This window comes from Alteromonas pelagimontana (assembly GCF_002499975.2).
Lineage (GTDB): Bacteria > Pseudomonadota > Gammaproteobacteria > Enterobacterales > Alteromonadaceae > Alteromonas > Alteromonas pelagimontana.
This window is the reverse complement of record NZ_CP052766.1, coordinates 3,705,922-3,731,706: the sequence shown is the minus strand read 5'-3', so window position 1 is coordinate 3,731,706 and position 25,785 is coordinate 3,705,922. Positions and strand designations below refer to the sequence as shown.

Genomic DNA, 25,785 nt, shown 5'->3' with positions numbered 1-25,785 from the left:
TCTTGCCGCAAATCAACCCTTGAGCGACGCCAGCAAGTTTTCCGCTTCTTCCTGTAAATCACTGTTACCTTTTTCTGCCACTTCTTTTAATAGCTCTCTGGCCGCGTCCATATCATCCATTTCAATATAGACTCTGGCCAGATCAAGGTTTGCACTTTGACCTGCATCTTTGTCGATATCAATTATGTCATCGTCTTCTGACACACCAGTAAAATCAGATAGACTTACGTCCAAATCCAAAGGAACTTCATTGAAGTTATCTTCATCTTCCTGCATGCTTTCATCCAGCAACGTCTCTACATCAAGAAAAGAGGCTTCATCTTTTGCTCTTGGCGCTAAGGGTTCTGCGTCTGTGTCAGTAAGTAAGGCTTCAAGATCAAGGTCTGGATTATCCAGCTTAATGTTTGACTGGCTCTCTGGCTTTCTTTCAGTGTCATCGTCAATAGAACCCAATAATTCATCAAAATCTGAATTTTCCAGCTCATCAAAAATTTCGTCATCGCTGCTGTCACTATCTCCAGTTAGCCAGTCATCCAGCCCGGGAACATCCTCTAGCTCATTAATTTCCTTTTCCGAAAACTGGGTGTTGGGGAGCACACCATCAATTTCCTGCTCTAATGAGAACTCTTCTGTCTCATCAAAAGAATTTTCCAGAATGCTGTCGTTGAAGGCTGTATCTGTTTTACCAGCACCAATCTCGGAAAATGATGGGATCTCGTCCATCATTTGCTTATCAAAAGCATCTAAAGCTTCATCAAGGGGATCGGTCGCGACAAAATCATCTGCCCCTGCCGCTAAGTCCTCGCTTTCACCTGCAGAGCTATCGAAACTATCTTCTGACTCTGTCTTCGGTGCAGCTTCAAATGCGGGAGCTTGCTCTTCCTCAGGGTCATCACTATTAATGTCGCCAGAATCTTTATCAGCTAAACCGGCATCGACAGCGCTTGCCTGATCGGCTTGGGGCGGTGTCACCATTGCGTCTGTTGAAGGATCAGTTTCTGCATTCTCTTCGTGATCACCGGCTTTATCATCTGCTTCCGGCGCAGCTGCGGAAGCATCGGGTGACTCATCAAATTGTGATTCAGATGATGACGACGGCGCCTCTGCTTGCTGCTGTGCAGAGCCTTCTTCATCCGAATCTTCACTCTCTTGCCCGGCTGTCGCGTCAGTTAGCGATTCGTCATTATCTGCATCGCTTGCCGGTAATTTTTCCTCGGGTTGTGATTCAGATGATGACAATGCTTCTTCTGCTTCCAATTCTGCCAATAATTCATCAGAAAGCTCGTCTAATTCTTTATCTTCTTTGGCTTCTTCCGCTTCTAGTTCTGCAAGCAGTTCGACGCTTAAGTCGTTACTGAGGTCATGCTCGTAAAGGCCTTCTTCAGTAGTATCAATTACATGTGCAGGCGGTGTATTAATTACGTCTTCATTACTTTGCGACTGTAGTTTTGCTATCAAGTCGTCAGACAGGGGGTCGCTGAAGTCGTCAGCATTTTCCATATCCTCAACATCTATTTCATCCAGATCTGCAGTTAAGGCATCAAGGTCTTGAATTCCTTGCGGCGACGGTGCACTCGATACCTCAATTTCATCTTCATAATCGTCATCTTCATCACGTTCGTCGGGCATCCCGCCCATCATTTCAATTTGCTCTATTTCGCCGATTAGCTCATCGGTAATGCGATCAAGATCCTGATTCTGCTGATGAATTTCCTTGTCCAGCTTCTCAAGCATATCTTCGTTTATGGTAGCGTCTTCCACCCCAAGAGTTTCTTCAAGCGTAGCTGGCTTGTCTTCCTCCAGCAGCTCATCAATACTGATTTCAGGTTTGTCGTCTGTTTCTTCAGTTGCATCTAGCGCCGTCGTACCCGCACTAATTTTTCCATTTGCGTCAGCTTCATCCGACACTTCAACCACAAACTCATCACTGCCAGTATTATCATTTTTCGCAGAAGAAGCAGCTACAGCTGCGACTTCTTCCGCCGCTCCGCTTCCAGAGATATCCGCGTCTGAACCCTTGTTTGGCTCATCCAGCAGGTCATCGCTCTCCGACAAATCAATTGCATCAATGTCAAACTCAGTATTTAACGTGTCACCATCACCGAAGAGGCTATCAAGTTCGTTCTGATCCAAAGAATCTTCGCCGTCCTCAAATATGTCTTCGCCTCCAGGCACCAGCATATCGTCTTCATCAAGTTCGGCGAAGTTTTCAAGTTCATCGTCTAGTGCCTCTTCCAACTCAGAGGAAAGTACGTCATCAAGCAAATCGTCATCATTAAATAAGTCGTCATCTGACAATTCTGCTGCATCCGCCAGATTGTCTGGCATCGCTGTAGCCATATGAACTGTGGTATTTTCCGGAGCTGATGACATAGATGAGGCAGCGGAAACAGGCGCATCAGGGGCCGAATCAGTGGGTGGCTCCCTACGCTTTAACAGCCAGGCGGCCAACCCGCCCATAATTAAAAGGGTCAGGATCCCGGAACCCACAACTAAGCTGACAGGATGAGCGAGCGTATCCATCAGCGAGCCACCTTTCTCAGCTTGCCGTTCTGATTGCTCCTGTCTAATCATGTCGAGCAACTGGCGTTGTAGCGCGAGCTGTTCATCCATCTGTGCCTGAACATCTCCTTCAACCTGATCACGAAGACTGCTTAAATCAGTATTTACCTGATCTACCCGCTCATATAATTTACGATTTTCGTCAAGTAACGACTGTACATTTTCCAGCGACGCGGCAAATTGCTGCCGCAGTTCATCGAACTGCTTTGCCTGCTGAACATCCATTTGAGTAAGCTGTTTTTCGAGAGCTGTTTTGGTATTGCTTAAATCTTCCTGATTAACCAACGGAACAGCAGGCTTAACGTTTTCTTTGCGAGTTCCCGATTGCTTTTGCAGACGAGCAAACTCTCTTTCATCCTGCTCGGCGCGTTGTTGTGCTTTTTGTGGATCGATGCGAGAAATGTAGCGTTCAGAGGGCATGCGCAATATAGCGCCGTCTACAATCAGGTTTAAGTTGTTCTGTTCAAAAGCGTTGGGATTTAACTGGTAAATCGCCGCCATCACCTGATAAATAGAGAGATTTTTATTTTGCCGATGTCTTTCGGCGATCTGCCATAAAGTATCAGAAGAATCGACGGGGCCAAACTCCACGCCAGAATATTGACTGGTGGCGTTTTTCGGGCCTTTGATTTGCATCGTTCTTTCTTGAGCATCAACGTCTGGATGGGGCGCTGCTAACATTAGTGATAAAACAAATATGCCCGTCAAATGCAATTTCATAGCGTTCCTATATACCCTCAAGCGTCTCAACCGCAGCCATTATTCATTGGCGGTCATTCTAAGGTAGCTGGGTATGTAAGGATAATCATCTGCTGTTATCCCTCTACCCATTGTTATTATTCGCGCGCCGGTTCAACGTAAAACGCGTTTTTTTGCGATGATAAAGCCATGCCAGCTCAACATGATCCGCCATACTGTCAAAACACCGTCATAAGTCAATGAGCCAGCTTCCTTTGACGGGCCATGCAAAAAATAATCCACAGCGACCTCTATCAGTTTTATCCGCTTAAAACTATAAACCAGTTACCAGTAGCAATCTAGGTAATAGCCCAAATAACCGCAGGGAAATGGATAAGGATGATTAGCGAATTAGTTTCTGCTGAATTTTATTGAGGAGGTTTGGTGTGACACATGATAACCAATAGTGTTTAAAATAGTTGTAGCCAGGCAGGTAATGGCCTGCCTGGCGTTGATGTCATTTACATATAATCGCGAATAAGCGTTTCGGCAATTTGCACACTATTGGTCGCTGCGCCTTTACGAATGTTGTCTGAAACGACCCATAGGTTCAGGCCGTTTGGATGCGTAATGTCGTTACGGATACGACCCACATGCACCAGATCGTTTCCGCTGGCACTGCTGACTTGCGTGGGGAACTGTTCCCGGGCCTCATACACCTGCACGCCTGGCGCATCAGCCAGCAACTGCTTCACTTGTTCAGCATCAATAGGCTGGCGGGTTTCCAAATGAATAGCTTCACCATGGCCATAAAAAACCGGCACCCGTACGGCGGTAGCATTTACTAAAATGGAAGCGTCACCCATAATTTTCTGGGTTTCCCACGCCATTTTCATTTCTTCTTTGGTGTAGTCGTTATCCAAAAAAACATCGATTTGTGGAATGGCATTAAATGCGATCTGACGGCTGAAAGCTTCTGGTGTGATTTGTCGCGCGTTAAGAAGATCGGCAGTTTGTTTAGCGAGTTCTTCCATCGCTGATTTACCAGCACCTGATACTGATTGATAAGTACAAACGTTAATTCGCTCAATGCCTACCGCATCGTGTATAGGCTTAAGCGCTACCAGCATCTGGATGGTAGAACAATTCGGATTCGCAATAATATTACGGTTGCGGAAATCAGCTAAGGCATGGGCATTGACTTCAGGCACTACTAAAGGGATATCAGGTTCATAGCGAAACTGAGATGTATTATCAATCACTATACATCCCGCTTCGGCCGCTTTCGGCGCATAAATCGCTGAAACACTGCCACCGGCAGAAAAGAAACCATACTGCGCCTGGGTCCAGTCGAAGGATTCCGCATCCAACACTTCCACTTCTTCGCCCTTAAACGTGACGGTACCGCCAGCAGAACGTTTACTGGCAAGCGGATATAAGGTTTTAACTGGAAATTTCCGCTGCTCAAGAATATCGATCATTGTCTGGCCGACCAGACCTGTGGCGCCAAGAACGGCAACATCAAAGGCTTGTGACATATTAGGTGAAACTCCTACTTTCGTCGCGTGAAAAGGTTAATACATCACGCTGGGCTGATTATTTTGCAACACACTGCTAGAGCATTTCCAAGGTAAATCCCAAACCGGTTAGCTGGCGGATTATACCATTGGAAACCATTCCGGAGAGACGCAGTGTGTACGCTGCATATTCGCGACGAACCCGGTATGATTTTCTTATCGCCGCAAATTGATTCGATTTTGCCATGGCTTGGCGAAAAAACCTATCGTCGTCTTGGATATCATATATCGAAATTAGCAGTTGGCGTAGTTCAGCCCAGGACAATGCTTCGACAGAGGGATCTTCCGGCGTAAAATCAACGGGTTCAGGTGTATCCAAAAAGTCTTCCATGGCAAGCTGAGGAAACTTATCCATCTGATCGCAAAACTGCTCATACACAAGTTGCGTTCCCCGAAGCTTACCTTCAACTGAGTGGCCTGCTATGTGAGGCGTAGCTAACCAAATCTTTTCCAACAAAGTGCTACTGATATTCGGCTCGTTATAGTAGACGTCAAGGACAACCGATGGTGGATTGGGCTTGTGCAGGCGCGCGATTAAAGCGGGTTCATCTATCACCTCGCCACGACAGGCGTTAATCAGTAATTGGTGGCCCTGAAGCGCCTCTAGACGCTGCTCGCTCATCAGGTTAACGGTAGCAAACTCGCCATCTTGAATAAAGGGCACGTGCAGCGTGATCACCTCACATTCTAAGATTCGGTCCATATTTACAAAGTGACGGGGATCATCAGTGTTTTCCAAAGGCGGATCGCAGAGTAAATAAGCAATATTCAATGCTTGTAAATAATGCGCCAGTGCGGTTCCTACATACCCAGCTCCCACTACACCGACCGTAATACGGGAGAGGTCAAGTTTTTCCTGCTCATGCGCGGTTAATAACGCGCTGATTACGTATTCCGCCACTGCTGCAGCATTAGACCCGCCTGCAGAGTTCCATTTTATATTGTGTTGCGCCAAATAGGCGGTATCCAGATGATTGGTGCCAGCTGTCGCTGTGGCAACATATCTGAGGGATGAGGCCTTGTGTAAAAGTGCTTCATCAACTTTGGTGGTAGAACGCACCGCTAAATAATCGGCGTTGACAAGATCGTCGGCACCGACGTCCTGCCAGTTAAAAGCCACAGCCTCACCCAACGTTGAAAAATACTCGGCGCCCCGAGGAATGGTGTCTTCGAAATACAGTTTCATAACGTCACTACATCCTTGAACGAAAGAGAAAACCATCGGAAGCTTAGGAAATTCTCGTGATACAGACAAAAACAGCGCCCACAGGCGCTGTTTTCTTATTCCCTTTAACTTTATCGCTGATAACGCTGCATTACCAGAGTAGCGTTTGTGCCACCAAAGCCAAAGCTATTAGACATAATCGTATTTAACGTAGCTTCACGTGCTTCAGTCACGATATCCAGACCAGCTGCCGCTTCATCCAACTTGTTGATATTAATAGATGGTGCAATAAAATTGTTTTCCATCATCAACAGGCTGTAAATAGCTTCATTCACACCGGCTGCGCCTAACGCGTGGCCAGTCAATGATTTAGTCGCACTGATTGGCACGCCTGATTTGCCAAACACTTCCTGAATGGCCGCCAATTCTTTAACATCTCCTACAGGGGTAGAAGTACCATGAGTATTCAGGTAATCAATGGGTCCATCGATATTCTGCATCGCCATCTTCATACACCGAATCGCGCCTTCGCCGGAGGGAGCAACCATATCAAAGCCATCAGACGTTGCGCCGTATCCGACAACTTCACCATAAATTTTTGCGCCCCGTGCCAGCGCATGTTCTAGTTCTTCAACGACAACCATACCGCCGCCACCAGAGCTGACAAAGCCGTCACGATCAGCATCATAGGTACGAGAAGCCACTGCAGGATTGTCGTTATATTTAGACGACAATGCGCCCATTGCATCAAACTGGCTGGAGAGCGACCAATGAAGCTCTTCACCTCCACCCGCGAATACCACATCCTGTTTGCCTAACTGGATAAGTTCCAACGCATTGCCAATACAATGCGCGCTGGTGGCACAGGCGGAAGCAATGGAATAATTCACACCTTTAATTTTAAACGGCGTGGCCAGACACGCAGAAACGGTAGATGCCATACAACGAGGCACCATATAAGGACCGACGCGTTTAACACCTTTTTCCCGCAGGATATCGGCAGATAGCACCTGATTCTCGGAAGAAGCACCGCCAGAACCAGCGATAATTCCTGTACGTTCGTTGGAAATATCACTCTCTTCCAGACCCGAATCAGCAATAGCTTGCTGCATAGCGATGTATGCGTATGCCGCAGCGTCACCCATAAAACGCATGGCTTTGCGGTCAATGTGATCTTTCACATCCAGATCAACATTTCCCCAAACCTGGCTACGTAAGCCCATTTCTGCAAATTGTTCGGAGAACGTAATTCCTGACTTACCTGCTTTCAGGGACGCCAGAACGTCTTCTTTATTGACACCGATGCTGGACAAAATGCCCATACCGGTGATAACAGCTCTTCTCATAATTTACCCTTTATTTAGATGGGGCATATGTTAACGATTTTCAGCACCAAAGTGGTCTGCTCTTTTCGTTTATACCGCTCGACGTTATGCCTACACCTTAAGTATGCACTGAATGTATTACAGTATAAGCAACGATTAAACACTACCTTCACTTTAGCATGCACGTTATGATCGCCCCAGCGAAATCATTCTAATCCAAGGTTTAAGCGTTGAAATCGACCTCAGCCACAGTTCATTTTAATACCCAAGGCACGCCCGTTGCTGATAATTTTGACGATGTTTACTTTTCCAATGACAGTGGAATTGATGAAACCATGCACGTTTTTATGGGCGGAAATGATCTCCCAGGGCGCTGGTTAGAACATCAAAAATCTCACTTCGTTATCGGCGAAACCGGTTTCGGCACTGGCCTAAACTGCTTGGTGGCTATGCACGCGTTTCGGCAATTTCGGCATGCGAATCCTGATCATCCCCTCACCCACTTGTTTATTCTGACAACAGAAAAGTATCCTTTACTTCAAGATGACATAAAAAAAGCGTTACTAGCTTTTCCCACGTTAGCGGAAGCGGCTGATCTACTGGTTGCCCAATACCCTATGGCACTACAAGGATGTCATCGTCTCCATTTTAACGCTTTTTCAACCACATTGGATTTGTGGCAAGGCGATGTCCACGCGTTACTCCCGCAGTGGCATACTCCTGTAGACGGGCTTGTTGATGCCTGGTTTCTTGATGGCTTTGCTCCCAGCAAAAATCCGCAGATGTGGACCGATGCATTGTTTTCTCAACTCGGAAGGTTGTCAAAACCCGGCGCTACCTTTGGTACTTTTACCGCTGCTGGCGTGGTGAAGCGGGGTTTGTCTGCCGCTGGATTCGAAGTAAAAAAGCATCCGGGCTTTGGGCGTAAACGGGATATGTTAGTGGGACGTTATGCAGAGCTTCGCCGCAAAAAAATCGATGCGCCTTACTATCGCTTTAGCTCCGTTGCGCTCACCGCTCATCACCGCGTCGCTATTGTGGGAGGCGGTTTGGCGGGTGCGTGTACCGCCTATGCTCTGGCCAAACGGGGTATTTCCGCTACGCTTTTTTGTCACTCTGACTCTCTTGCACAAGGCGCCTCAGGCAATCCGCAAGGCGGTTTTTATCCGCAGTTACACGCGCAGGCCAGTTTTCCCAGCCAGATTCAGGCGCTGAGTTTTCTATACGCCAATCGCCATTATCGGCAGCTTGCGCAACATCGTCCGTTTAGTCATGACTGGTGCGGCGTCTTGCAATTGGGTTTTTCTGAAGAAGTGGTTAAGCGGCAACATAAAATGGTTTCTGCCGATATCTGGCCCAGCGAAATGATTGCGCCGGTGAATGAACAGGAAGTCACTGCTATAGCCGGGGTTCACCTGCCCTACAGCGGCATTTACATTCCCCAGGGAGGCTGGATCTGCCCGCCGGAACTGGTGACTTCGCTAATCAATGCCGCGGCTGAATATGTAGACGTTAAATTGTCCCATCAGATAACAGAAATAAGGGAATCTACCGACGTCGTTAACCTGACAATTAACAACACCCGCTATGATTTCGATCATGTCATACTCGCAACGGGCGCTGATTCGATTACTTTAGATATCTTTGATCAGCTCCCTCTTCGCCCGGTGCGAGGCCAGGTTGAAGCCATTCCTACTCAGCCGCCAATAGTCAATCTGAAAGCTGTGATTTGCCATAAAGGCTACTTAACACCCGCCTATCAAGGCCGTCATGCTCTCGGTTCAACGTATCAAAAAAATGATGTGGATTGTACCCCGCGAGAAAGTGAGACCCACATCAATCTACAAACTCATAGAAAGGCGCTGGCAAGTTCACAATGGATAGACAAGTTAAAATACGATGGCACCGCCAGAGCATCCGTTCGTCTTGGCATGCCAGATCACCAGCCTGCAGTAGGATTGTTGGGAGATACAGAAAAGCAGGCTCGGGATTATGCAGATTTATTTAAAGGCCAGCCTTTATCTGCCATGCCATTACCAGCAAAGGGAAGAGTAAGTGTGTTTACTGGTTTGGGTTCAAGAGGCTTAACAACGGCACCGCTCATGGCTGAGATGCTGGTCAGCCAGCTGTGCCACCAGCCCTTGCCGATGGCTAATTCGCTGCTTCAGGCGCTAAACCCTAATCGCTTTGTTATACGAGCTTGTCAGCGTGGAGCAGCAGAAACTGACACTATCGGCGGTAAGGAAGATTAAGAAGTCTCGAGCCGTCCAAGGTTCTGTTAATTGCAAAGGTTTAATATTTACCCTCTGCTAAGTTTTATGCTGTCTGAATTTTCACTTTCCACGCTGCCGTTACTGGGAATTAACGCATCGACAACATAAAAAGGAATAAACGTTTGCGCACTGGCCATTACGCGACGGTTCTCGAGGCCGAGAATTCTGGCGTTCACCATCACGCCCCCCTGATGTTTAGCCAGCGTGCCAGTGAGTACGTATTCTACCGGTAGCTCGTTGTTTAGCTCCAGATAATCCCGCGATAATAAAAAATCGCCCGACTCCGTGACGCGAATGTAAGTTGTAGCTTTAAAATCTACAACGGGAATACGGAATTTGTGTAGCTCGTGCATAAACGACTCAGACATTTGCTGACCCAGCAAATTCGTTTGCTGCAAATCCGAATCCAACAAGGCGAAGGTGGTAATTGCCACTGGCGTCTGCTCAGAGACTTGTTCCATATTGGCGATTAGATCCTGGGCCAGATTTTTTACATAATCGCTGATGTCTTTATCTAACAGAGGGCCTTTATAAACGCCCTGATCGCCGGAACGAAAAAATATCTGCCCCGCGCTACGTCGTGTGTCTTTATCTTCTGTAACTTTGGCCATGGGCGCTTCACGGTCCGACGCCATGACGTCGATTACGTTCATTGCGCGGCGACTATTCGGTGTTTTGGCAACGGCATCTTCATCTACAGAGGAACAAGAGGTTGCCGACACTATAACCGACAAAGCAATTAGCACCATCTTCAGCGGAGACTTCATATATCGTTACCCTTTTCTTCTGCTCTGGTTTCTTCCGTTCTATAAAGACGGCCCTGACGACTGGTTACCTGTTCGCGTTCCCAAAATAGTTCGGCAGGGAAAAAGCGTGTGGCAGCCGCCACCACATCTTTACTTTTGGCGTTAATTACCCGCGCATTTACAATGGCACCAGCCTGCTGATGTACCAGCGTACCGGTAATAAAGTAATCCACGCGGTCGATATCAGCTAACTGTTCAAGATTTCGGGAAAGCACACGATCTGCACGGTCTCCCATTAATATATCGTTAGTAAGCTTGAATTCTTGAGTCGTGAAGCCGCGTTTTGTCGCTTCTGTAATCATTCCCTGTTCTAACTGATGACCCAGCAACATCAGTGGGTTTTGATCTTTTGCGTTATATTCCATTGAATCAGCCGGCACAAAGCCCACTACGGCATATCGAGCTTGCGGAATCGGGCGCAAATTTGCGAACAGTTCATTTGCCAGAATAAAAGTATGATATTCCACATTCCCCAATGGCGGCACTGACTCGTTTGAACGATATTGCCCGTTTTGTTCTGGCTCCGATGCGCAACCGGTAGTGAATAAAGCTATCAGGCAAATAAACGCCATACCGCTAGCTGACCAGTGGTTTTTTACAGACAGAAGATAATAGCTCAGAGAGTTCATGGTGATACCGTAAATGGCGCAGTTGTAAATGTCTTAGATCAGCACTGCAGCAATAATCGCACCAAAGAGGAAGATGTAGCGATTAAATTGCCGTTAAGTGCTCCAGGCCCTGCCCAACAGAGGCCTTCACACGGCGGACCCCGCAAATTCCGGCAAGAAAAAGCAGCGCCAGGCGGCAAAAAAGTGCCAGAAAATTGCCGCTTTCGTTAATGTTCTTAGGCGGAAGTTTTTGCAACAAACGTTAGCGCGCCTCCCTAACCAGTTTTTGCCAAAGCGCAACAACCCGTTGCTGATCGACAATCTCAAGCTCACCTCTGGCAAAAGCGGCGTCAAGGCTTTGCTGCATTTCAGTGTGTAAAGTCGCAACGGTTGCCTGAGCATCCATTTCCTGTTTTCGAGCAATGACAGCAAAATGCCCTTGCAGATAACTGGCCAAAAATAATTCATCATCGTTACCGTGATCCACTACGCCGTCTAACCGCGATTCAATGTGGGTCACTGCATCAATAAATTCCGAGTCTGCAGCGGGTTCTGGTTGCATTATTTTCTCCTACACCACTGGGTATAAAACTTTATCGTGATAGCCTGTGATCACTTGTAAATGTCCAGCAAGCAGCGCATCCAATTCGCTGTCACCGGAGTCCAGGCGCAGTGGCCGACCTTCCAGTTGCTGAAGCTTTTGTTTAGTTGCTATCACCAACATATTTTCTTTGCCGATTCGATGTAAAAAAGCAGGGCTTAGTTGTTGATTGCCTCGTCCAAGGATGTGCCCTTGTCCGCCTATCACTGTAATCACCAATTTGGTAGGTGCCGTTTGAGTAAGTGAAAGCAGCGTTTGCGCAGTGACATCACTGGCAACAAGTTCGCCATTTTTTATAATGTCGACGCCTAACAGCGTATTGGGTAATGCTAAATGTTCCATGATAGCGGCGACAGTGGTACCGGATCCCATCACAAACATGGCTTCAGGTAAATCTTCCATTACTTCAAGAACATGCGCAACAATGTCAGCAATAACCAGTTCTTCATGTTCGCGGCCGCCCATTTTCACTGCTTGTATGTACGAAAGTTCAGCGGGAACTCGCATGTCGCCAAAATGGCGAGCAAGTACTTTTCCCGCCCGAAAGGCGTCTTCGTCAATGTCACGCACTTCACCTTCCATTTCACTTACAAGCTCACCTTTTGCCATCAGCGCTACCACCTGCCCTGCCGCACTTGGCGTTACTGCGTACACACCGGAATGGATTTTACAACCAGCCGGTACTCCAAGCACTGGCACCTTATCGCGAACAGCGTTGCATATGTTGCGGGCAGTGCCGTCGCCACCAGCAAAGAGCAGTACATCAATCCCACTGTCGATAAGAAGCCGAGCAGCCTGTTCAGTATCCTGTGCTTCAGTTTGCTTGTTTGCTGGTGTAAAAATGACTTCAAAGGGCAAGCCTGATTGGTCGCAGCTATCTGCGCCCATTTCGCCCGCGACCGTTTTTATCTGCACAGCCGCTTCAGATTCAGCTAGCACGGTAAGTGCTTTTGTCATTTTATCCTTAGCCAGCTTTTGGGCACCCTGTGCTAATGCCTTTTCACGAATTTTAGCACCATCACTGCCTTTTAGTGCCAGCGCACCACCAATTCCGGCGAAAGGATTTACCAGAACGCCAAGGCGAAGTGGCTTTTTCTCTGTCATATCGCTTCTCTGTAAATGGTCCGTGAACATAATTGAGAGGTCCGAAAATGTTGTTGCAGTACCTCAATAAACATTGCCGCTCTCGGTGGAAAGCTGGTTCCAATATAGGTTAGTAATTGCTTTTCAACTGCAAGGGTAAAGCCTTTTCTATCCGGCTCAGCGCCGTTTAGATTATCGGTACTTACGCTAAATTTCCTGCCCAAAGCCAGGGTAAAAGCCCATTCAATTGCCTGAGGTTTAACTTCTGCTTGTTCAAACGCGCGCTGCTGCTCGCTATTACGTCCATCCGGGCAATACCAGTAGCCATAATCTTCCAATTCTCGGCGCTTGGCGCCGGCAATACACCAATGGGCTATTTCGTGTAACGCACTGGAGAAAAACCCATGCGCGAAAACAATTCGACAGTGAGGCGTAGTATCATCAGCGGGAAGATAAATTGGCTCAGATTTTCCTCTTGTCAGTTTGGTATTAAACCGGGGGTAAAATGTCTGGTTGAACAAATCGATAAGTGTATCTACTTCTGGATCAACATCAAGACAGGGCTGTTCGACTGGGTTATCAACTGAGTTAACATTCAACATACGACTCTTTGTGAATTGCAAAGTATGGGCACTGAAAGTGGCAAAGTTTACCAAAATTCGTCTTGCTCAGCTATGATAGCTACAAAAATCTCGCACTGGATTTCAGGAGCGTTAGATCAGGAGGGTTAATGTGGGGCAGTCAGAACAGTCATTGGTGCGGCATATCCACTCAGTTAATGCGCTGCGGGAATCAGCTGAAAAAACTGGCTTGCTTAAGCAAATCCATGCGTTGCAGAATTGGCAGTGCCAGCGTTTATTAGCGACGCATAGCGAACTTGCACAACAGGAAAAATATCAGCGGGCGATGAATTTTTTTGTAGAAGAACTGTACGGCCCTCAGGATTTCAGCCAGCGGGATGCTGATCTCGCCAGAGTCATTCCCAAATTCGCAAATATTCTTCCAGCCAACGCCATGCAGGCACTGGACGACGCGCTAGCGCTCAATGCTTTGTCTTTTGAGCTGGATATGCAGATGGTTCAACACTTGGCTTCTGCTCCATTAACCAGAGACAGCTATGCTGAAGCTTATCTTACCCTGGGTCGCCAGCCGGACCGGGAAAGGCAGATTTTATTAGTGGCAAGTATGGGGCGGGAGCTGAGCAGCGTAGCCAATATTTTCGGTATCGACACATTATTAAAGCTAGCTAAACGACCAGCGCACGTTGCCGGTCTTCAATCGTTACATGGATTCCTTGAAAGAGGCTTTATGGTATTTAAAACAATGGGTAATATAGAAAGTTTCATGCAACCAGTCATTGCACGAGAGCATGAGTTGATGCTACAACTATTCGACCCAAAGCGCGATTTGACGAAGGAAAACCCGGTTCCTCATGTGTAGCCCTCAACTCTGGTTTCATCCGGCACCGTTTGTTCAAGACTGGACTATTGGCGAGACGCATATTGATCATTATCAGCATGTCAATAATGTTGCGTATGTTAGCCAGGTAGAATCACTGGCGTGGGCGCATTCCAAACATCTCGGCTTACACTTCGACCACTATGTTGCGCTGGATCGAGGGATGGTAATACGCCGGCATGAGTTGGACTACCTTCTTCCTTGTCATCTGGGAGACTCGTTGCGCTGTGCCACCTGGATTGTGAAATGTGATCGGGCGGTCTCATTGACGCGGCAATTTCAGTTTATTTGTCAACGCCGCAATAAAACCGTATTTACTGCCCGCACACAATTTATATGTGTCAGTTTGGCTAGCGGTAAGCCAAAGCGGATGCCTGCGGAATTCCGCTCAATCTATGGCAAAGCTTGTGTTCAGGAAAACGAATGAAAACGGCAGTTGCAGTATTGAGTCTGCTGTTGATAATATCGTTGTCACTTAATGTCTGGTATTGGTCTTCAAATCATAAAGCAGCTTCTGCTGTGCCAGATTCGGCAACAGCAGCACCTGCCACACCTGTAAGATCAGCAAACATAAATATTTCCGCAGTTGCTCCTGATTCACCACCAGGTCCCGAAAACACTGCCGCAGAGGACAAAAGCGAAGATGCGCAAGAACTCAGCCGCATAAAAAGCTGGATCCGCAACGGCGAATTTGCCCAAGCCGCTACAGCAATTAATGAACGTCTTCGTCTTACACCAGATGATATCGAATTGTTGCTGCTTGAAGCTGATATTATTGCCAAAACCCAACCGTTAAGTGATGCAATTATTCACTATTATAGCTTACTCGATTTATCTCTTCCCCCTTCTACTCGCGGCGACATTGAAAACAGGATTTCGACGTTAATGCAAAACGCTATTGAGCAACTAAAAAAAGACAGGGCGTGGGATCTTCTGGCGCGTTTTCTTGAACCTCTTTTTCAGCTTATGCCTCAGGATCGCAGCATCATCGTTGCCCTGGCTGATGCCTACGCCAGGCAAAATAAACTGACGTTAATGGAAGATGTTTTGGCTTCTCTTCCACCTAATGACTATCAGGCAAGCGCCATTCGGAAAAGGGTTCAGGACGAAACTGAACTTCCGTCCGCCACGGGAGACACTGATTCGGCTCCTCCCGCCAATGCTAAACCTGATGCTGTAACGCAAATCCCTCTTACCCGCGCAGGCGATCATTTTATCGTTGAGGTAAAAGTGACTGACTTGCCGGTTCCCCTGCTGATTGATACTGGAGCCAGCACGACAGCGGTTTCCAGCCAACTTTTCGCTGATATAAAAAATCGCGCTCATGTGGATTTCGTGGGTGTTTTTGATGTAAATACCGCCGCGGGAAAAATTCGCGCCCCGTTAGTACAACTCTCTTCTTTAGAAATTGGCCCGTATCGGCTGAAGGACGTCAGCGTGCTGGTACTGCCTGTTGATGCTATCAGTGGTGCGCAAGGTTTACTGGGAATGAACATCTTAAAGCAGTTTGATTTTCGTATTGATCAACAGGGCAAAATACTCATGCTGCGCCCGCTCTGATTGTTTTTCTGTCGCCGTTAAATTTAATGTTTGTAAACAAACTTTCTCAGTTTCTGCCACGTAGCAAGTAGCACATTTATCACCGAGGAGAAACTATCTATGGGTAAATTAACAGGCAAAAAAGTCGCTATTCTTGTCACTGACGGTTTTGAACAAGTTGAATTGACCGAGCCAATGAAAGCAGTGAAAGACGAAGGCGCGGAAGTGGAAATTGTTTCATTGAAGTCTGGCGAAATCCAAGGCATGAACCATGATGAAAAAGGCGATAAATTTCCGGTAGACAAAACTGTCGATAGCGTATCGGCAAGCGATTACAATGGGCTTATTCTGCCAGGAGGCGTCGCCAACCCTGATACATTACGCACCAATAAACAGGCAGTAAAATTTGTGCGGGACTTTTTTGATCAGCATAAGCCGGTTTCAGCAATTTGCCACGGGCCGTGGATGTTGGTAGAAGCCGATGTACTTAAAGGCCGTAAAGTCACATCGTTCCCTAGCATCAAAACCGATGTTATTAACGCTGGAGGCAACTGGGTTGACGAAGAAGTCGTGGTGGATCAAGGGCTAACCACCAGTAGAAAACCGGATGATTTAGCTGCGTTTAATGCGAAAGTTATTGAAGAGCTTCGTGAAGGTAAACACGACCGCCAAACTGCTTAATCGTATTTCTGTTTTGGGGCCAGTGGTACTTCGCTGGTTCCCTTCCCCTTTTCTTTTTCAGCAAACAGGACAATCATGTCGGATTTATTTTCTCCAGCTATGGTAGGCAACGTAGAAACACGTAACCGAATTTTCATGGCACCGCTTACTCGAAGCCGGGCCGATGATGAATCGGATGTGCCCGCAGACATGGCTATCGAATACTATGCGCAGCGCGCCTCCTCAGGCCTTATTATTGCTGAAGCTACCCAAATTAATCCGGTTGGCAAAGGCTACATTCGCACTCCCGGTATTTATGCCGCAGAACATGTACAGAAGTGGCGCGAAATCACCGATGCGGTACATGCCAAAGGAGGCAAAATATTTTTACAGTTATGGCATGTTGGACGCATCAGCCATACGCATTTTCAACCCAACGGCAATGCTCCGCTTGCGCCGTCAGCAGTAAAACCGGATGTTGAAGTTTTTTTTGATGGCAAAAAGCAACCTGCTTCTATGCCTAAAGCCATGACAGTCGAAGAAATAAAGTCAACGGTAGAAGATTTTCGTAAAGCCGCGGCATACGCTAAGGAAGCACATTTTGATGGCGTAGAAATTCACTCTGCTAACGGCTATCTAATCGATCAGTTTATCCGGGACAAAACCAATCATCGAGATGATGAATACGGCGGCTCACTGGAAAATCGCTGTCGGTTACTGAGTGAAGTCACCGAAGCAGTACTGACTGTGTGGGAACCATCTCAGGTCGGCGTGCGGCTGTCACCTGTGGGGAATCAAAATGATATTGCCGACAGTGACCCACTCAATACCTTTACTTATGCTATTAATATGCTGAACAACTACCATCTCGCTTACTTGCATATGGTGGAAAAATTCCCCACCATGGGGATAAGTAACCGGGATCTAAAAATTCAGGAAAGTTTGCGCAATGTATGGCAAGGTTTTTATATTGCCAACGGCGAGTACGATTATTTAAATGGTCAACGGGCAGTAGAATCGGGTTACGCAGACGCCGTCGCGTATGGTCGCCCTTACATCGCCAATCCAGATTTGGTCGAACGTTTTGCACTTGGTGCCGAACTCAACGAACCAGACCCTGATACCTTTTATCAAGGCGAAGAAAAAGGTTACACCGATTATCCTTTTCTAAACGAGCGCTGATATGAGCGTTGAGTGGTTGATCCAGGTAGAAAGGCAGGAATTTCCGCCTTTCTACCTGACAAAAAATAATTGATATTAAAGGGATGCGGCCAAACGTGTGCCCTGGTCAATTGCCCGTTTTGCATCAAGTTCCACAGCCTCATCTGCACCGCCAATCACATTATAAGGAACCGACAGCCCCTCAGTGAGTGACTGCATAGGCTCCTGACCGGCGCAGATGATGACATTATCTACCGCCAGAATTCTGTTTTCCCCTTCCACTGTAACATGCAATCCATCGTCATCAATTTGGTGGTATTCCACTGAGGCAAGCATCTGCACTCCTTTTTTTAGCAGACCTGCTCGATGTGCCCAACCTGTCGTTTTCCCCAGACCAGCGCCAACTTTAGTGGATTTGCGTTGCAACAGATAAATTTCGCGAGATGAGGGTTCTGGTTGTGCAGTCATACCTTCCACACCAGCACGAGCAGAAAATGTCATATCAATACCCCACTCTTTCATAAAAACGGGAATATCCAGACTCGGCGTGAGCTCACCGTGTGACAGATACTCAGCAGTATCAAATCCAATACCACCGGCGCCAATAATGGCTACTTTACGACCCACTGGCTTCTTAAATTTCAGCACGTCTAAGTAAGACATAACTTTCGGGTGTTCGATGCCCTTTATTGGCGGCATTCTAGGCACAATTCCGGTGGCCACAATAACATGGTCGAAATCGGCATCTTGCAGCATGGCCGTAGTCACAGGTGTATTCAACTTTACTGTTACTTTCTGTAACGATAACTGTCTGGCGAAATAGCGCAATGTTTCGTAAAACTCTTCCTTGCCAGGTATTTGTTTAGCGATATTAAACTGGCCGCCAATTTCTTTGTCACTATCAAATAGGGTTACCGCGTGCCCACGTTGCGCAGCGGTAACAGCCGCTGCCAACCCAGCTGGCCCGGCGCCTACAACAGCAATTCTTTTACGCGTAGCGGCAGGATGAACGACTAATTCCAGCTCATGGCAAGCTCTCGGATTAACCAGACAGCTCGTTAACTTGCCATTAAAGATATGATCCAGACACGCTTGATTACAGCCAATACAGGTGTTTATTTCGTCGGCACGCCCTTCCTGGGCTTTGCGCATAAACTCAGGATCAGCCAGAAACGGACGAGCCATAGAAACCATATCGGCGTCACCTCTTGCTAACACTTCTTCGGCGACATCGGGCATATTAATTCGGTTAGAGGTGATTACCGGAATAGATAGTGCCTTGCGAAACTTTGCAGTGACCCAGGTAAACGCCGCCCGTGGCACCTTGGTAGCAATGGTAGGAATGCGGGCTTCGTGCCAGCCAATTCCGGTGTTAATAATGGTAGCACCAGCCTGTTCGATTGCTCTACCAAGTTTCACTACCTCATCATAGCTTGAGCCTCCTTCAACCAGATCCAGCATTGAAAGACGATAAATTAGAATAAAATGCGATCCCACGGCGTCGCGTACACGGCTTACAACTTCAATTGGCAGGCGGATGCGATTGTCATAGTCACCGCCCCAGCTGTCGTCACGATGATTGGTTCTTTTAGCAATGAACTGATTAAGGAAATATCCTTCAGAGCCCATTATTTCCACGCCGTCGTAGCCAGCGCGCTGCGCCTGTTTAGCGGCAAAAACGAAATCCTGAATTTGCTTTTCTATCTCCTCACCTGTCAGAGCTTTTGGAACAAAGCGATTAATCGGCGCTTGAATGGCTGACGGAGCCACAAGACTTTTGTTGTACGCATAGCGCCCGGTGTGCAGGATCTGCATACATATTTTTCCATCAGCGGCATGCACCGCATCGGTAACTTCTTTATGCTGCATAACGGCTTCATCAGAATCCAGTCGGCGCGTCATAGGATGCGTCGAGCCTTCTTCGTTTGGTCCAATGCCGCCGGTAACAATTAGCCCCACGCCCCCTTTCGCGCGCTCGGCGTAAAATGCAGCCATATGCTTATGCCCGTCAGGAACTTCTTCCAAACCGGTGTGCATCGATCCCATCACTACCCGGTTCTTCAACTGCGTAAAACCGAGATCCAGCGGGCGAAACAAGTGCGGGTATGTGGGGTGGTCTGTGGTGGCTGTCATGATGAATCCTGATTGTAGTGATTGCCTGAGTCGCACTTTGCATCAGATAAGGCTGCAGGCAAATATACCGCCCAGCAGCATGTTTAATGCTTATAAGCTATTAAAACCAAGCCGCGCGTTCAATCGGCAATGCGCAGCGGTAGTGAAATTCGGTGCTATATCTGAAACGAATATTTTTCTGACACCATTAGTACGAATCGTTACTGTAATATTGAACTAGACACCGTCAAGATAAGAAGCTATGTTGACGGTGTCAAGATTTATCATCATATTCATCACATAATATCTGAGGTTGTCATGAAATCCGCGACACTGCCCTACCACCACGGTGATCTTCGCGCTACGTTAGTCAGTGCGGCGACTGCGCGTCTGGAAAATCAAGGTATAGAAGGGCTCTCGCTTCGTAAACTCGCTGACGATATTGGGGTATCGCGCACCGCGCCGTACCATCATTTTGAAAACAAAAACGCGTTACTGAGCGCCGTTGCCGCCAAAGGCTTTCAAGACTGGTTAGCGTCAGCAAAGCGCATTATTGAAGAAGCAGCCGTGCCACCAGAGCAGCGTTTTCGACAGTTTATTTATCAATACATTAATTATGCGGCTACCCACCCGCAAATGTATGAACTCATGTTTGGCAGAACGATCTGGCAACAGGGAAACGCAACAGAGGATTTAAAATCCGTAGCATTTCCTAGTTTCCAATATCAGGTTGAGATGACGCGCTTATGGCAAAAGCACAACCTGTTACCCTCCAATCAGGAAGCACTGCGTCTGGCGCAGGTGACTTGGGGCACGTTACATGGGATCGCAAGACTGGTTATTGACGGTATTTATGCCCAAAGCGAGCATATCGAAGACATGTGCAATTGCGCAGCCGACCTGTTTATGCAACAGCGAAAATAAGTCACAACGTTTTCCCACCGTTTTTTACAGTCGCACGACAGACCCGGCTTATAGTGAACGTTATTGCCGCTCTGGAAGCAAATACCACGCTAGAATACACTAGTAAGCGGTGCGTAGGGCGTAGGCCAGTGTGGAATTCAAACGTGCTGACAACTTTGTCTATTGCGCTCATTCTCTATCAGAAATGATGCGCTGTCGGATTATAATGAACAGACCGCACCGGTGCTTCTTTCAAATATTAAGGTTACAAGTATCGAATTGATTAGCAATTAATTAACGATGAATATGGGCGAATAAAAGATACCCGCTTTCTAATTAACAAGCTGCTTTCCAAGGCTAGCGGTTGTAAGCAGGGCACTCGGCGCAGCAGACCCGCTCATTCGCTATTTTAGCCTGTATTTGTTCGGCGGCATTTAAAGATGAGCTCGCCACACTCCCCTCACATTACACATTGAATAAGAGCTTTGGAGGGAATACATGTTTCGCTAAAAGGTAAACACGTACCAGTAGAAAAGAGCGAGCTAAAATTCTGGTTTTAGGCAAAGTCCTTTTGCTGATCCTGTAATGACAAAGTCATAAAGCGACTATTGGGATCTTCCCGATAATTGCCAAACGGTGAACAGTAGGTAAAGCCGTAGCGGGTGTAAAGAGCTCTGGCGGGAGCAAAAAAGTCCATGGATCCGGTTTCCAAACTTATGGTTGCGTAACCGCGTGCTTTAGCTGTGTGGATGACATGTTGCAACAAAGCCGACGCTACGCCTCTTTTTCTAGCGGTTATTGCCGTTCGCATAGATTTAATTTCACCGTGGGCAGGCGTTAACTCTTTTAAGGCAATGCAACCCAGAAGCCTACCTTCAGCGCGTGCTGTCCAAAACGTAACCGAAGCATGTTGCAAGCCAACAATATCCAGAGCGTGCACACTTTCTGGCGGCGACGTTTTTCGCATATCATCCAGGTGTTCTTCCAGAAGCTGAATGACATCCTGGCTTTCCAGTAGTTCTATAGCTATTTCCATATAACATCCTGATACTGGTCGTTTTTTGTTAACAACGGCGGGGGTGAAATCCGGGACATTTTTGCTGATATCTTTGACATTCACCTCTGCGTTGTCAACTGCTTTTTCCAGCGCAGCAAAGGCTTCAGTAAAATGATCGGCCAGAGGTTGTAATGACTTCACATATTTATTGCAGCACACCATTCCGATATTGGCTTTGCCTGCGTAGGTCATCAACGTAATATTGACGCCGCCACCTGGGGTTATTGTGGAAATGGGATAGCAGGATAATAATTTACTGTCTTTAAAATAACGGGTGTCGCTCGGCCCGGGAATGTTTGACACCAGCATATTGGCAATAGGCTTAATCCAGTTGGAAAGTCGGAGTAATTCGCCGACCAAAGCACTGGCCTGAATGAGAATAGTGTAAGCGCTGAAAGCTTCGGCGCTGGCGTCTTGAACTGCCTGCTTTACAATACGGTGATTAACTTTGATTTGCTGCAAACGCAAATACGGATTTTGCTCGCCATGAGCCAATTGTACTGGAACGATAGCAATCCGATTTCCCGTTGTTTGCTCTCCTGCTTCGCGCAAATTGATCGGCATGTTGGAAATCAAGGCTTTCTCAAACACCTGACCATATTGGTGCAATAGGCGATGCACGCCAATATCAAATACACACAACAGCACTTCATTAGCCGAAGCACCGGTGAGCCTGCTCAGCCTTGATATTCGGTTAACATCTATATCTGCGGTAGCAACCGTACGTCCCTTTTGCACCTGTCCGGTAAGTAAGGTTTGCGAGCCGCTAAAAGGTGCGGGCATATAGTTTGGAAAAATACGGAAAATTTTTAGCAGTAGCCGGATAAGGATAATAAGCAATTGTGTCCCAACTTTTATATTACCCCAGAGCCGCTGACAAAAACCTGGTTGGCGCTTTTGCCGGTGAACCGGATTCCACAAATGCGTTAACGCCCAAAGCGGCACAAAGCCGCAGTTTTTCGGGTTGGAGGAATAGCCACACTGAAACCACTTCACTAATGTGGCACCATCACCATACATATGATGAACCCTGGCATAAATAGCAAAGCGAGCCGACTGATCATCAAAGATAAAGTGGTATTGCCAGAGTGGCTTCGCGTGGTCTAGCCTGGTTTCATGAAGTGTGGCAACGAAGGCATTCAATGCGCCATCATCATCCACATCGGCCACTCTATGAAGCTGAACATGATAATTCATGTTCAGGGACTTAACCGGCTGCAAATCCAGCGGATAGCCCAGGAACGTCCTTACGGTGCAGTTAAACGGTGGCGTGCCAGTGGCAAACGTGCGAACGTCGTCAACAAGTTGTTTTACATACTCAGATCCCTCTGCTAATGCAGGCATCTCAAGTTTTTGCAGACATGCCACGTGTTTTGGATTAGAAGCCGAGTCAGCTAGCCAAAATGACTTGTCGAGTAACGACAGCGATATCCCCATCAGTGGGTATCACGCCATTCTCTGCCACTTCGATAGCTTAGATTTACTGTAGGGAGCCACGTCATTTCGCTACGGGCTCGTGGGATAGTTTCTGCTGCTAGCGTCAGGCGTGGTAAGAGAACGACCATCAGGAGCGGCTATTCAGAAAGGTGCTGAGCTTCTTCGCCCAGTTTAAAAAAGACTGATTATACTGACATGACGGCGTGATGCCGCTCCCTTCCCGCTTAACTGGCATCAGGTGCTCGGTAGTCTTTAGCTGCAAATTATTGTCCTTCGGTTTGACACACATCTGACAGTGCTTGCTTTTCTTTAAGTGTAATGGAAGTCGCCTGAACCAATATCAGCAGCAATACTTCAACCGGATTTTCCCGGCATTCCATACAGACAACAATTGCTACTATGATAAGGTATGGTGATTGACAGGCTACTGACGGCGCCACCAATAATCAATGTTTGCCATCCTCCCTTTTTTGGCTGTAACTACAGCGCATCTTGACGTCGCTTGCTGGAAAGAACGTGAATATTTTAAGCAAATGCTAAAAGTGCGAGTTCACGATAGCGCCGCTTTATATATTCCCTGATCAGCGATAGGTGCAGATCCTTTTCTTTTCGCGAAATGTAGCCGCCTTCACTTGCAAATACAATTGCTAATCCTATAGTGGTACGAATTGTCAGTGATGTTTGCTCAGCTCAGAGATAGAGGATCAGTATAATACCGCTGGTAACGAAGAACTCGCGATCAGCTTGCAAACAATAGCTGAGTTTTTAGACGAACGTCTGAGCACGAATGCCCAGTAGTTAATGCTCAATGGTGTCGCCTTTCTAGAGTAGACGGCGACGCGAAGCATAACAGCACCTAAGTTATTAGTTGCATTCTTAATGAGCCACTATCACAACGGATCGGTATAAAGAGTTTACGCTCTGTCAAAAGCAGCCAGGCGCCGCCTCTTTGCCACGTGATGTTATAGAAAGAAATACCGTATTCAGCGAAACATTAAGGTATTATCTGCGGCTGTAACAATGCGGCAGATTTACAGCCTGTAGTGAACATATTTGCAGTAGCGCAAAATACTGCGCATCACTCTAACATCCGACAATAAATAAAATTTTTATCAAAGCGCGGTGAGTGTCACCGGCGCTTAAGGGTAACAGTGAACAAGAAATACGAAAATCCTGACAACATCTATACGCAGCAAGTCAAGCAACTCATCGAAATGGTGCATCCGCAGGATCCTGAGCAGGCTTCTGTCTATGAAGACGCCCGCCGCTATTTCGCACTGACTCCGTCTTTAGAAGCGCACGCTCATGAGCTAAAAATGCAACTAGGGGCGCTACAGGAAAATACAAAAAAGGAAGAGGCATTTTTACATCTAAAAGATCAGTTAAAAGCGACAAAAAAGAAACTGGAAGATGAACGACTGCAACGGGTAGCGAAGCTACGTGATGTATCTTTACGTTTGCTGGAATTGTGTGAAGGCGATACATTTGAAGAAACCCAACTGCTGAGCTCGAAGTTTCTGGGTACGATTATGCTGATTACGCAAGGAACAGAACGTAATTTTGCGCGTCTACATCAGCGATTAAAACCTTTATATAAAGCGGTATTAACGCTGCGTTTAGTGGACAGATTACTGGAAGAGGAATCCATCAGTCACCCCTACCTTTCCCACTATAGAGAATCGTTGAATCGCTTCCGCGGCAATTATTTCTGGCAAGAAAAATGGCAAACTGAATTAGCGATTCCCCTTATTACCGGCGCAATTCTACAGGATATTGGTCTACAACACCCTGATGCGCTTTTAATATTGAACGGGAAAGAGAATGATCAGGACGAATTTAGATTACTTGAGGAAACGCAGCGTAAACTTTTATTAAAGCTGAATTATCACCACACAATGTCGTATTTACAGCAAGGGTTGGGACTACCGGCGTATATCGGCAACGACAAAGCAGAAAGAGATCAGTTTTTTAAGACTCACCAAATTGCGAATCAGTTTCGCCAACAACTAGTAAAAGATGCGTTTGTTTCTAAAAGCGGCATTGGTGAATTACTTAAGATCCCACAGATCTACGTATCCATTGTGTTATCGACCAAAGCAGATTACGACCGCAAAAGCTTGCCTAAAGGTTATATGTTGATAGAACAACTAGCGAAAAAAGGGGCACTCAACCCTCGCCTGGCTGAGGCATTCATCAAAATAGTGGGTTACTTTCCCCAAGGTTTTGGTATTACGTTCATCCCGGTCAACGAGCGTGGGCAGGAGAAAAATCAATACGAATATGCCATCGTTACTCAACTGAACCCCAAAGATCCTGCTGAGCCTATGTGCCGTATCGTATCGCGAAACTTAACTTATATTTCATCCGGTACCGCTGAGATAATCAGTAAAAGCCGTAATTTGTTCTTTCCTGCCAATCGCCAAAAACTTATGCGCGTTGGGAAGGATCGCCTGATAGAGATCATGAGTCAGCTATCAAATAATTTTAATTCCGAAGATATAGACAATCTGGTTCCTCCGCTTTGGGAGCCAAATGAGTTCTTCTCAAATAAACGGAATCAAAATCTTTGGAATCGATCGCTTTAGTTATGCCTAGCCTTGCCTGAGGGTAACGAATCACCCAGAACGCCTCCGGCAGTTTATAAATAAAGCGCAGCTATAGGATGTTTCCCAGGAATAATGGCAACGCACCATCCGCTGAGCCTTCCTTAGGACGCTTTTCAAAGGCTTGTAGTCTTCGTTAACCGAATTCGAAAGAACCCCTCTTTCAAGAAGAGAGCG

19 protein-coding genes are annotated in these 25,785 nt (G+C 46.9%); 8 read left to right on the top strand and 11 right to left on the bottom strand.

What is annotated here, in order from left to right; all coding sequences use genetic code 11:
* Nucleotides 1–12: 12 nt before the first annotated feature.
* The 4 genes from CA267_RS16455 to fabB form a co-directional block, all read right to left on the bottom strand.
* Complete coding sequence (locus tag CA267_RS16455; RefSeq protein WP_075609777.1) at nt 13–3,282, bottom strand: FimV/HubP family polar landmark protein; 3,270 nt, start codon at nt 3,280–3,282, stop codon at nt 13–15.
* 479 nt (nt 3,283–3,761) lie between these two features.
* Nucleotides 3,762–4,778 (bottom strand): aspartate-semialdehyde dehydrogenase, encoded by a 1,017-nt coding sequence (locus CA267_RS16450; RefSeq protein WP_075609778.1) that lies wholly within the window; start codon nt 4,776–4,778, stop codon nt 3,762–3,764.
* A 76-nt stretch (nt 4,779–4,854) separates the two neighbouring features.
* The gene (locus CA267_RS16445; RefSeq protein WP_075609779.1) at nt 4,855–6,003 is read right to left on the bottom strand and encodes a 4-phosphoerythronate dehydrogenase; all 1,149 of its coding nucleotides are present in this window, start codon (nt 6,001–6,003) and stop codon (nt 4,855–4,857) included.
* Nucleotides 6,004–6,113: 110 nt separating this feature from the next.
* Complete coding sequence (gene fabB, locus CA267_RS16440) at nt 6,114–7,328, bottom strand: beta-ketoacyl-ACP synthase I (RefSeq protein ID WP_075609780.1); 1,215 nt, start codon at nt 7,326–7,328, stop codon at nt 6,114–6,116.
* Nucleotides 7,329–7,537: 209 nt separating this feature from the next.
* On the opposite strand from fabB, the gene mnmC reads away from it, so the two are divergent.
* On the top strand, nt 7,538–9,559 hold the full coding sequence (gene mnmC / locus CA267_RS16435) for a bifunctional tRNA (5-methylaminomethyl-2-thiouridine)(34)-methyltransferase MnmD/FAD-dependent 5-carboxymethylaminomethyl-2-thiouridine(34) oxidoreductase MnmC (protein ID WP_075609781.1): 2,022 nt from the start codon (nt 7,538–7,540) through the stop codon (nt 9,557–9,559).
* A 47-nt stretch (nt 9,560–9,606) separates the two neighbouring features.
* Here the strand turns inward: mnmC and CA267_RS16430 are convergent, their stop codons facing one another.
* The 5 genes from CA267_RS16430 to CA267_RS16410 all read right to left on the bottom strand — a co-directional run bounded on the left by CA267_RS16430 (nt 9,607) and on the right by CA267_RS16410 (nt 13,280).
* Nucleotides 9,607–10,347, bottom strand: a complete 741-nt coding sequence (locus CA267_RS16430) for a FlgO family outer membrane protein (RefSeq protein WP_075609782.1) — start codon at nt 10,345–10,347, stop codon at nt 9,607–9,609.
* The gene (locus CA267_RS16425) at nt 10,344–11,015 is read right to left on the bottom strand and encodes a FlgO family outer membrane protein (RefSeq protein WP_075609783.1); all 672 of its coding nucleotides are present in this window, start codon (nt 11,013–11,015) and stop codon (nt 10,344–10,346) included. Before CA267_RS16425 ends, CA267_RS16430 begins: the two co-directional genes overlap by 4 nt.
* Nucleotides 11,016–11,256: 241 nt before the next feature.
* Entirely contained in the window at nt 11,257–11,556 is a 300-nt protein-coding gene (locus tag CA267_RS16420; RefSeq protein ID WP_075609784.1) for a YfcL family protein, read from the bottom strand.
* Between the two features lie 9 nt (nt 11,557–11,565).
* Entirely contained in the window at nt 11,566–12,699 is a 1,134-nt protein-coding gene (locus CA267_RS16415) for an ATP-NAD kinase family protein (RefSeq protein ID WP_075609785.1), read from the bottom strand.
* On the bottom strand, nt 12,696–13,280 hold the full coding sequence (locus CA267_RS16410; protein WP_075609786.1) for an elongation factor P hydroxylase: 585 nt from the start codon (nt 13,278–13,280) through the stop codon (nt 12,696–12,698). Before CA267_RS16410 ends, CA267_RS16415 begins: the two co-directional genes overlap by 4 nt.
* A gap of 130 nt (nt 13,281–13,410) precedes the next feature.
* On the opposite strand from CA267_RS16410, the gene CA267_RS16405 reads away from it, so the two are divergent.
* The 5 genes from CA267_RS16405 (at nt 13,411) to CA267_RS16385 (ending at nt 17,517) form a co-directional block, all read left to right on the top strand.
* Nucleotides 13,411–14,118 carry an FFLEELY motif protein gene (locus CA267_RS16405; protein WP_075609787.1) on the top strand — a complete coding sequence of 236 codons (708 nt, stop codon included), beginning with the start codon at nt 13,411–13,413 and terminating at the stop codon, nt 14,116–14,118.
* On the top strand, nt 14,111–14,563 hold the full coding sequence (locus tag CA267_RS16400; RefSeq protein ID WP_075609788.1) for an acyl-CoA thioesterase: 453 nt from the start codon (nt 14,111–14,113) through the stop codon (nt 14,561–14,563). The genes CA267_RS16405 and CA267_RS16400 overlap by 8 nt, the downstream gene beginning before the upstream one ends.
* Nucleotides 14,560–15,696, top strand: coding sequence for a retropepsin-like aspartic protease (locus tag CA267_RS16395; protein WP_075609789.1), 1,137 nt, complete (start codon nt 14,560–14,562; stop codon nt 15,694–15,696). Before CA267_RS16400 ends, CA267_RS16395 begins: the two co-directional genes overlap by 4 nt.
* Before the next feature lie 99 nt (nt 15,697–15,795).
* Complete coding sequence (locus CA267_RS16390) at nt 15,796–16,356, top strand: type 1 glutamine amidotransferase domain-containing protein (RefSeq protein WP_075609790.1); 561 nt, start codon at nt 15,796–15,798, stop codon at nt 16,354–16,356.
* 75 nt (nt 16,357–16,431) lie between these two features.
* Nucleotides 16,432–17,517, top strand: a complete 1,086-nt coding sequence (locus CA267_RS16385; protein ID WP_075609791.1) for an alkene reductase — start codon at nt 16,432–16,434, stop codon at nt 17,515–17,517.
* Nucleotides 17,518–17,592: 75 nt separating this feature from the next.
* Here CA267_RS16385 and CA267_RS16380 read toward each other — a convergent pair whose 3' ends face one another.
* Nucleotides 17,593–19,629 (bottom strand): NADPH-dependent 2,4-dienoyl-CoA reductase, encoded by a 2,037-nt coding sequence (locus CA267_RS16380; protein WP_075609792.1) that lies wholly within the window; start codon nt 19,627–19,629, stop codon nt 17,593–17,595.
* A 297-nt stretch (nt 19,630–19,926) separates the two neighbouring features.
* Between CA267_RS16380 and CA267_RS16375 the strand changes: the two genes are divergently transcribed.
* On the top strand, nt 19,927–20,532 hold the full coding sequence (locus CA267_RS16375; RefSeq protein ID WP_075609793.1) for a TetR/AcrR family transcriptional regulator: 606 nt from the start codon (nt 19,927–19,929) through the stop codon (nt 20,530–20,532).
* 535 nt (nt 20,533–21,067) lie between these two features.
* Here CA267_RS16375 and CA267_RS16365 read toward each other — a convergent pair.
* The gene (locus CA267_RS16365) at nt 21,068–23,005 is read right to left on the bottom strand and encodes a GNAT family N-acetyltransferase (RefSeq protein WP_075609794.1); all 1,938 of its coding nucleotides are present in this window, start codon (nt 23,003–23,005) and stop codon (nt 21,068–21,070) included.
* Between the two features lie 1,151 nt (nt 23,006–24,156).
* On the opposite strand from CA267_RS16365, the gene CA267_RS16360 reads away from it, so the two are divergent.
* A complete protein-coding gene (locus CA267_RS16360; RefSeq protein ID WP_075609795.1) occupies nt 24,157–25,590 on the top strand; it encodes a hypothetical protein in 1,434 nt (477 codons plus the stop codon).
* Nucleotides 25,591–25,785: the final 195 nt, after the last annotated feature.